The 7,835-nt window shown below is 69.0% G+C and carries 8 protein-coding genes; 6 read left to right on the top strand and 2 right to left on the bottom strand.

From position 1 onward, the window contains the following. From ACFV2X_RS54910 to ACFV2X_RS54900, 3 genes are all read left to right on the top strand, one after another. On the top strand, positions 1 to 1,353 hold a 1,353-nt coding region (locus ACFV2X_RS54910), incomplete at its 5' end, for a M16 family metallopeptidase (protein ID WP_385631703.1). A 67-nt stretch (positions 1,354 to 1,420) separates the two neighbouring features. Beyond that, positions 1,421 to 2,173, top strand: coding sequence for a 4-hydroxy-tetrahydrodipicolinate reductase (gene dapB / locus ACFV2X_RS54905; RefSeq protein ID WP_089510680.1), 753 nt, complete (start codon positions 1,421 to 1,423; stop codon positions 2,171 to 2,173). A 9-nt stretch (positions 2,174 to 2,182) separates the two neighbouring features. Beyond that, on the top strand, positions 2,183 to 2,641 hold the full coding sequence (locus ACFV2X_RS54900) for a hypothetical protein (protein WP_089510679.1): 459 nt from the start codon (positions 2,183 to 2,185) through the stop codon (positions 2,639 to 2,641). 111 nt (positions 2,642 to 2,752) lie between these two features. On the opposite strand, the gene ACFV2X_RS54895 is transcribed toward ACFV2X_RS54900, so the two are convergent. Further along, positions 2,753 to 3,307 carry a hypothetical protein gene (locus tag ACFV2X_RS54895; RefSeq protein WP_385631698.1) on the bottom strand — a complete coding sequence of 185 codons (555 nt, stop codon included), beginning with the start codon at positions 3,305 to 3,307 and terminating at the stop codon, positions 2,753 to 2,755. Positions 3,308 to 3,370: 63 nt separating this feature from the next. Then, positions 3,371 to 3,613 carry a hypothetical protein gene (locus ACFV2X_RS54890; protein WP_089510677.1) on the bottom strand — a complete coding sequence of 81 codons (243 nt, stop codon included), beginning with the start codon at positions 3,611 to 3,613 and terminating at the stop codon, positions 3,371 to 3,373. Positions 3,614 to 3,800: 187 nt separating this feature from the next. Between ACFV2X_RS54890 and thyX the strand changes: the two genes are divergently transcribed. The 3 genes from thyX to ACFV2X_RS54875 all read left to right on the top strand — a co-directional run bounded on the left by thyX (position 3,801) and on the right by ACFV2X_RS54875 (position 7,489). Continuing rightward, the gene (gene thyX, locus ACFV2X_RS54885; protein ID WP_385631696.1) at positions 3,801 to 4,541 is read left to right on the top strand and encodes an FAD-dependent thymidylate synthase; all 741 of its coding nucleotides are present in this window, start codon (positions 3,801 to 3,803) and stop codon (positions 4,539 to 4,541) included. Between the two features lie 238 nt (positions 4,542 to 4,779). Next, positions 4,780 to 5,679 (top strand): 4-hydroxy-tetrahydrodipicolinate synthase, encoded by a 900-nt coding sequence (gene dapA, locus ACFV2X_RS54880; RefSeq protein ID WP_385631693.1) that lies wholly within the window; start codon positions 4,780 to 4,782, stop codon positions 5,677 to 5,679. Between the two features lie 124 nt (positions 5,680 to 5,803). Beyond that, positions 5,804 to 7,489 carry a ribonuclease J gene (locus ACFV2X_RS54875; protein ID WP_385631690.1) on the top strand — a complete coding sequence of 562 codons (1,686 nt, stop codon included), beginning with the start codon at positions 5,804 to 5,806 and terminating at the stop codon, positions 7,487 to 7,489. Positions 7,490 to 7,835: the final 346 nt, after the last annotated feature.

Below are 7,835 nucleotides of genomic sequence, written 5' to 3'. Positions count from 1 at the left end.
GCCCGCCCCTCCTCGGAGGGGCGGGCCGTCGCCCGTACCCAAACGCTTCTCAAGGGTGAGAACGGCATCGGGACGGTCCGCAGGACCACCCTGCCCGGGGGGCTGCGCATCGTCACCGAGACCCTGCCGTCCGTGCGCTCGGCCACCTTCGGGATCTGGGCGCACGTCGGCTCCCGGGACGAGACTCCCGTGCTGAACGGCGCCACCCACTACCTGGAGCATCTGCTCTTCAAGGGCACCCAGCGGCGCAGCGCGCTCGACATCTCCTCCGCCATCGACGCGGTCGGCGGCGAGATGAACGCCTTCACGGCGAAGGAGTACACGTGCTACTACGCGCGAGTGCTCGACGCCGATCTGCCGCTGGCCATCGACGTCGTCTGCGACATGCTGACCGGCTCGCTGATCGACGCAGCGGACGTGGAGGCCGAGCGCGGCGTCGTCCTGGAAGAGATCGCGATGACCGAGGACGACCCGGGCGACTGTGTGCACGACCTGTTCGCGCACACCATGCTCGGTGACACCCCCCTCGGCCGCCCCGTCCTCGGCACCGTCGACACGGTCAACGGCCTCGGCCGCGACCAGATCGCCCGCTTCTACAAGAAGCACTACGACCCCACCCACTTGGTGGTCGCCGCCGCGGGCAATGTGGACCACGCCGCGGTCGTCCGGCAGGTGCGCAAGGCGTTCGACAAGGCGGGCGCCCTGTCCCGTACGGACGCGGTGCCCGTCGCCCCGCGCGACGGCACCCGCACCATCCGGGCCGCCGGGCGAGTCGAGGTGCAGGGCCGCAAGACCGAGCAGGCGCATGTCGTCCTCGGTATGCCGGGCATCGCGCGTACCGACGACCGGCGCTGGGCGCTCGGCGTGCTCAACACGGCGCTCGGCGGCGGTATGAGCTCCCGGCTCTTCCAGGAGGTGCGGGAGAAGCGGGGGCTCGCCTACAGCGTCTACTCGTACACCTCGGGCTTCGCCGACTGCGGCCTGTTCGGCGTCTACGCGGGCTGCCGCCCGAGCCAGGCGGCGGACGTCCTCAAGATCTGCCGTGACGAGCTCGACCATGTCGCGCAGCACGGGCTGACCGATGAGGAGCTGCGGCGCGCGGTGGGCCAGCTGCGGGGCTCCACGGTGCTGGGCCTGGAGGACACGGGCGCGCTGATGAACCGCATCGGCAAGAGCGAGCTGTGCTGGGGCGACCAGATGTCGGTGGACGACATGCTCGCGCGGATGGCGGCCGTCACCCCGGACGAGGTGCGCGAGGTGGCCCGCGATGTACTGGGACAGCGTCCTTCGCTGTCCGTCATCGGCCCGCTGAAGGACAAGCAGGCGTCGCGCCTGCACGAGGCCGTCGCCTAGCGCCTGGCGCCTGGCGAGACCGCGCAAGACCGCCGTACACCGGCGGACGACACAAGGGATTCGAACGATGAGCAAGCTCCGCGTGGCCGTTCTCGGTGCCAAGGGCAGGATCGGTTCCGAGGCCGTACGGGCCGTCGAAGCCGCCGAGGACATGGAGCTGGTCGCCGCGCTCGGCCGGGGCGACAAGCTGGAAACCATGGTCGAGGCGGGCGCCGAGGTCGTGGTCGAGCTGACCGACCCCGACTCGGTGATGGGCAACCTCGAATTCTGCGTCCGCCACGGCATCCACGGCGTGGTGGGCACCACCGGCTGGACGGACGAGCGCCTGGCGCGGCTGCGGGGATGGCTCGAGGCCGCGCCGGGCACCGGTGTGCTCATCGCGCCGAACTTCTCCATCGGCGCCGTGCTGACCATGCAGTTCGCCCGTCAGGCGGCCCGCTTCTTCGAGTCGGTCGAGGTCATCGAGCTGCACCACCCGAACAAGGTGGACGCCCCCTCGGGCACTGCGGCCCGCACCGCGCAGCTGATCGCGGCGGCCCGGGAGCAGGCGGGGTGTGCCCCGCAGCCCGACGCCACGAGCACGGCGCTGGAGGGGGCGCGCGGCGCCGATGTGGACGGGGTGCGGGTGCACTCGGTGCGGCTGCGCGGGCTCCTCGCCCACCAGGAGGTCCTGCTGGGCGGGGAGGGCGAGACCCTCACCATCCGGCACGACTCGACCCACCACAGCAGCTTCATGCCCGGCGTGCTGCTGGGTGTGCGGCGTGTGGTGTCCGCTCCCGGCCTGACCCTCGGCCTGGAACACTTCCTCGATCTGGACTGAGGCACAGCGGTGCGCGCAAAGATCACGTATTTCGTCCTCGCGGCCGTCCTGGTCGTGTACTTCGTCCTGGTCGGCAGCCGGGGCGTGCTGCTCATCGAGCAGGGCACGCCGCTCACGGTGGCCTTCGGCGTGGCCGTGCTGGTGCTGCCGTTCATCGGCGCGTGGTTCCTGTGGAAGACGACCGTATTCGCGAGCAGCGCGAACCGGCTGGCCCGCGAGCTGGAGGCCGAGGGCGGCCTTCCGGTCGACGAGCTGGTGCGGACGCCCGGCGGGCGAATCGACCGGGACTCCGCGGACGCGGTCTTCGCCAAGCGGCGGGCCGAGACGGAGGAGTCGCCGGACGACTGGCGCTCCTGGTTCCGGCTGGCCGTCGCCTACCACGACGCGCGTGACACAGTGCGCGCCCGCAAGGCGATGCAGCGCGCCATCGCCCTGCACGACGGTCGGCCGGTACGGGCCCAGAGCTGACCTCGGGCCCAGAGCTGACCTCGGCCCAAGACTGATCCCGGGCTCAAGGAGCCCGGGATCAAGTCCGGATCGTCAGACGGCGGCGGGATCGTCAGGTGGCCCGGGGCGGCCTCAGCGGTACCGGGCCGCCCGGCCCTCGATCGCGTCGGCCGCCATCACGAAGGCCTCGGGGCGGCCGAGGAAGTCGGCACTGTGATCGGTGAAGGCCACCCGCGGGGCCCCGCCCCCCGTCAGCTCGATGAGCACCGCCTGCCCCTGGACACTGCGCGGCAGCCCCAGCCACCGCACCGGCTGCTGGGCGGTGTGTATCGCCGCGACCTGAGACCAGCGCACCGTCGTGGCGGAGAACAGGCCCGTCAGCCGCAGCCCCTGCTCGTCGATCCACACCCCCGCACGCACCAGCCGGACGGCGCACAGGATCACCACCGCGGCGCCCCCGACACAGATGCCGGCGGCGGGCACCGATCCCGCGAGGGCGATGATCATCGCGGAGAAGAGCACATACGAGGCGAGCAGCAACAGAAGCGCGCCTCCGCCGATCCTCCAGGGACCCGGCCGGTAGGGGCGGCGCCGGCGGCTCGGGTCCTCGTACGGCAAGGAGGCGTCTCCGGCCGCCGGTCCGTCTTCGTCAAGGGCGCGGTCCGCTGTCAGGAAGGGCAGGGGCACGGAAGGTCCTCACTCACACACACGTCCGGATGGGCCTGTGCTGGCTGAGGCTATCCCAGGGGCTCAGCGGCCGTCCGACGCCTCCGACTGCTGCACCTGGTGAGTGGTCCGCGGCCCGCTCTCGAGCGCGGGCAACCCGAACATCAGCGAGCCCACGAACCCGGCGATGATCGTCAGGGTGATGAGCGTGCGGCCCGCTATCTGCGACGGGGTGGCCCGGGGCCGGGGCGGCGGGGTGACATTGCTGCGGAATTGGTCGGCTTCGGCGATGAAGGCGAAGGGGACGGGCTCGCGCCGGCGGGACATGCGGGGGCTCTCCTTGGAACCTCGAACGTGGGTACTTCAGTAGGTAGGACGCGTGATCGAGTGACGAGGTGCCCTTTTTCAACGACTTCCTTCGGCATTTTCAGCGTTACGACCGGTCGGAGGGGATGTCGGAGCCGCCCCGTAAGCTGGGCGCGCCCTGTGCGATGAACCATGGAAGGACCCGCTGGTGACCGATATCCCCGCCGAGAGCGAGAAGGCCGGCTTCCGCAGCGATGTGACCGTCGAGCTGGTCAAGCACAGCGCCGCCGACTCCGATGTGCTGTGGGCGGCCCGGGTGTCCACCGCCGGCGAGCAGTCCCTCGAGGAGCTCACCAAGGACCCCGAGCGCTCCAAGGGGCTGATCAACTTCCTGATGCGGGACCGGCACGGCAGCCCCTTCGAGCACAACTCGATGACCTTCTTCATCAACGCCCCGATCTTCGTCTTCCGGGAGTTCATGCGGCACCGCGTGGGCTGGTCGTACAACGAGGAGTCCGGCCGCTACCGGGAGCTCCAGCCGGTCTTCTACGTCCCCGGCGAGTCCCGCAAGCTGATCCAGCAGGGCCGCCCGGGCAAGTACGAGTTCGTGGAGGGCACAGCGGCGCAGCACGAGCTGACCGGCCGCGTGATGGAGGACGCCTACCGCCATGCGTACGAGGCGTACCAGGAGATGCTGGCCGCCGGTGTCGCCCGGGAGGTGGCCCGCTCCGTCCTGCCCGTCGGCCTGTTCTCCTCCATGTACGCGACGTGCAACGCGCGGTCGCTGATGCACTTCCTCGGTCTGCGCACCCAGCACGAGCAGGCCGCCGTGCCGTCCTTCCCGCAGCGGGAGATCGAGATGGTCGGCGAGAAGATGGAGGCGATCTGGGCCGAGCTGATGCCGCTCACCCACGCCGCCTTCAACGCCAACGGGCGCATCGCCCCGTAGCGCCGCCCGCACCGCACCGCGGCGCATGGTGGTCCTCGGACACACCCTGGACACTCCCCGGACGGGCCATGCGCGAGCGATGTCCGTATTGCGACGTTTCGTGAAGTTCATCTAGGCTGAACAAACGGATCCGGCACTGTCTGAACCCCCGAGCAGGCAGTGCCGGGTCCCATGACCGCCGTTCCGGTCGCTGCCCCGAGGGAGCACCGCGAGGCGTGCTACGAGTAGCGTGGGACCCATGGCACCGACATCCACATCGCAGAACCCTTTCGGGCGCATGCTGACCGCCATGGTCACGCCATTCACCGCTGATGGCGCGCTCGATCTCGACGGCGCTCAGCGACTCGCCGCCCATCTGGTCGACGCCGGAAATGACGGTCTGGTGGTCAACGGCACCACCGGCGAGTCCCCGACCACCAGCGATGCGGAGAAAGCCCAGCTTGTACGGGCCGTGGTGGAGGCGGTCGGTGACCGTGCCCATGTGGTGGCCGGAGCGAGCACCAACGACACCCGGCACAGCCTCGAGCTCGCCCGGGCCGCCGAGCAGGCCGGCGCCCACGGTCTGCTGGCGGTCACGCCGTACTACAGCAAGCCCCCTCAGGAAGGTCTCTTCCGGCACTTCACCGCCATCGCCGACGCCACCGAGCTGCCGGTCATGCTCTATGACATCCCCGGCCGCAGCGGTGTACCGATCAGCACCGAGACCATCGTCCGGCTCGCCGAGCACCCGCGCATCGTCGCCAACAAGGACGCCAAGGGCGATCTGGGCCGCGCCAGCTGGGCCATCGCCCGCTCGCGCCTGGCCTGGTACTCCGGCGATGACATGCTGAACCTGCCGCTGCTGTCCGTCGGTGCCGTCGGATTTGTCTCGGTGGTCGGCCATCTCGTCACGCCCGAGCTGCGCGCACTGCTCGAAGCCCACCTCTCGGGCGATGTCGCGAAGGCAACCGAGATCCACCAGAAGCTCCTCCCGGTCTTCACCGGGATGTTCCGCACCCAGGGCGTCATCACGACGAAGGCCGCGCTCACCCTTCAGGGCCTGCCGGCCGGGCCGCTGCGCCTGCCGCTGGTCGAGCTCAGCGCCGAGGAAACGGGGCAGCTCAAGCGCGATCTGGCCGCTGGCGGGGTACAGCTGTAACTAGTGGCGATTTTCGCAACTTCGTACTTCACAACTTCATACAGACACATCAAGCAAGTGCACGAATGTCACGCGCGCCATGTGCCCCAGGGGGGCACGTGGCGCGCGTGGTGAGGAGAGTCTTTTGAGCCATCCGCATCCTGAACTTGGCCCTCCGCCGAAGCTCCCCGAGGGGGGACTCCGCGTCATCCCGCTCGGCGGGCTCGGCGAGATCGGCCGCAACATGACGGTCTTCGAATACGGCGGTCGGCTGCTGATCGTCGACTGCGGAGTGCTCTTCCCCGAGGAGGAGCAGCCCGGAGTCGACCTGATCCTGCCGGACTTCACGTGCATCCGGGATCGGCTCGACGACATCGACGGCATCGTGCTCACGCACGGCCACGAGGACCACATCGGCGGCGTCCCGTTCCTGCTCCGAGAGAAGTCGGACATCCCGCTGATCGGCTCCAAGCTGACCCTCGCTCTGATCGAGGCGAAGCTTCAGGAGCACCGCATCCGCCCGTACACGCTCGAGGTGGAGGAGGGCCAGCGCGAGCGGATCGGCCCCTTCGACTGCGAGTTCGTGGCGGTGAACCACTCCATCCCGGACGCCCTCGCGGTAGCCATCCGCACCCCGGCCGGCATGGCCGTGCACACCGGCGACTTCAAGATGGACCAGCTGCCGCTCGACGGCCGCCTCACGGACCTGCCCGCGTTCGCGAAGCTCGGCGAGGAAGGCATCGACCTTCTGCTCTCCGACTCCACGAACGCCGAAGTCCCTGGCTTCGTCCCGCCCGAGCGCGATATCTCCGGCGTGCTGCGTCAGGTCTTCGCCGACGCGCAGCGGCGGATCATCGTGGCGAGCTTCGCCAGCCATGTCCACCGCATCCAGCAGATCCTCGACGCGGCCCATGAGTACGGGCGCCGGGTCGCCTTCGTCGGCCGCTCGATGGTCCGCAACATGGGCATCGCGCGTGACCTGGGCTATCTACGGGTACCGGCCGGGCTCGTCGTCGATGTGAAGACGCTCGACGATCTGCCGGACGACGAGATCGTCCTCGTCTGCACCGGTTCGCAGGGCGAGCCGATGGCCGCGCTGTCCAGGATGGCCAACCGTGATCACCAGATCCGCATCGTCCAGGGCGACACGGTGATCCTGGCGTCCTCGCTCATCCCGGGCAACGAGAACGCGGTCTACCGCGTGATCAACGGCCTGAGCCGCTGGGGCGCGAACGTGGTCCACAAGGGCAATGCCAAGGTCCATGTCTCCGGGCATGCCTCGGCCGGGGAACTGCTGTACTTCTACAACATCTGCAAGCCCCGAAACCTGATGCCGGTGCACGGCGAATGGCGCCACTTGCGCGCCAACGCCGAACTGGGCGCCCTCACCGGCGTACCCAAGAACCGCTGCGTCATCGCCGAGGACGGGGTGGTGGTCGACCTGGTCGACGGTGTCGCGAAGATCGTCGGCAAGGTGCAGGCGGGCTATGTGTACGTCGATGGCCTCTCGGTCGGAGACGTCACGGAGTCCTCGCTCAAGGACCGCCGCATCCTCGGTGAGGAGGGCATCATCTCGGTCTTCGTGGTCGTCGACAGCACGACCGGCAAGATCGTGGGCGGCCCGCATATCCAGGCGAGGGGTTCCGGTATCGAGGACGCAGCCTTCTCCGCGGTCATCCCGAAGATCGAGGAATCCCTGGCCAAGTCCGCCTCCGACGGTGTCGCCGAGCCGCATCAGCTCCAGCAGCTCGTGCGCCGCTCGGTGGGCAAGTGGGTGTCCGACAGCTACCGCCGGCGCCCGATGATCCTCCCCGTTGTGGTCGAGGTCTGACGCAGCCTCAGCACTCGCACTGCGCCGACTCACGAGCGGGGCTCCCCGATTTGCATCCGGGAGCCCCGCTCCAGTACGTTTACGGCTCCGCCGGAAGGGGAACCCCGAGCACTCAGCGTGCGAAGGAGGACCCGGAAGGCGGTGGGAATCCGGCTCAGAGAATTCTGATAAAGTCGGGGACAGCCGAAAGGCAAAGGCCACTCCGACGGCCACCAGAAATGAAATTCGGACCGGGAACGGACCGGAAAACTGATCTGGTAAGGTTGGAAACACCGAAGGGAAGCGCCCGGAGAAACCGGTGAAACGGTTTCGAAGGAAGCGTCCGTTCCTTGAGAACTCAACAGCG

Origin of the sequence: Streptomyces sp. NPDC059679 (genome assembly GCF_042734105.1) — a bacterium.
Classification (GTDB): Bacteria; Actinomycetota; Actinomycetes; order Streptomycetales; family Streptomycetaceae; genus Streptomyces.
This window is presented reverse-complemented; position numbering and strand designations above follow the sequence as displayed.